Annotated in this window: 1 protein-coding gene; it reads left to right on the top strand. The window is 59.3% G+C overall.

Annotated features, from left to right (window positions below; genetic code table 11):
• The coding region (gene tnpC / locus ABR397_RS25535) for an IS66 family transposase (RefSeq protein ID WP_350307755.1) at nt 1-531 on the top strand (531 nt) is incomplete at both ends.

The raw sequence follows: 531 nt of genomic DNA, 5'->3' as shown, positions 1-531 counted from the left end.
CCGCCGCAAATTCTTTGACCAATACAAAGCGAGCCAAAGTCCGGTGGCGAAACAGGCGCTGGATGGCATTCGTGACCTGTACAAGCTGGAGCGAAAAATCAAACACCGGCCACCGGATAAACGGCGTCAGTGGCGACAGCGTTATGCCCGGCCGTGGCTGAATGAGTTCCGGTCCTGGTTGCAGACGATGCAGACCCAAACGGCGCCCAACTCCGGGTTACGCAAAGCGATAGATTATACGCTGAAGCGCTGGCTGGCGCTGGTGTGTTATCTGGATGATGGCCGGGTGCCGATAGACAACAACCGGGCGGAGAATGCGGTCCGGGGTGTGGCGCTTGGCCGAAAGAACTGGCTTTTTGCGGGTTCACTGCCCGCGGGGCAACGGGCGGCCATGATAATGAGCCTGCTGGAAACCGCCAGAGCCAACGGACATGAGCCCTGGGTCTGGTTACGTGATGTCCTCAGCCGGCTGCCTGACTGGCCGAACAATCGGTTGAATGAGCTGTTGCCCTGGCCTGAGAATCCCTTCCG

Origin of the sequence: Photorhabdus viridis (genome assembly GCF_040256935.1) — a bacterium.
Lineage (GTDB): Bacteria > Pseudomonadota > Gammaproteobacteria > Enterobacterales > Enterobacteriaceae > Photorhabdus > Photorhabdus viridis.
Note: the sequence above shows the minus strand (reverse complement) of the source record. Positions and strands in the feature narration are given on the sequence as shown.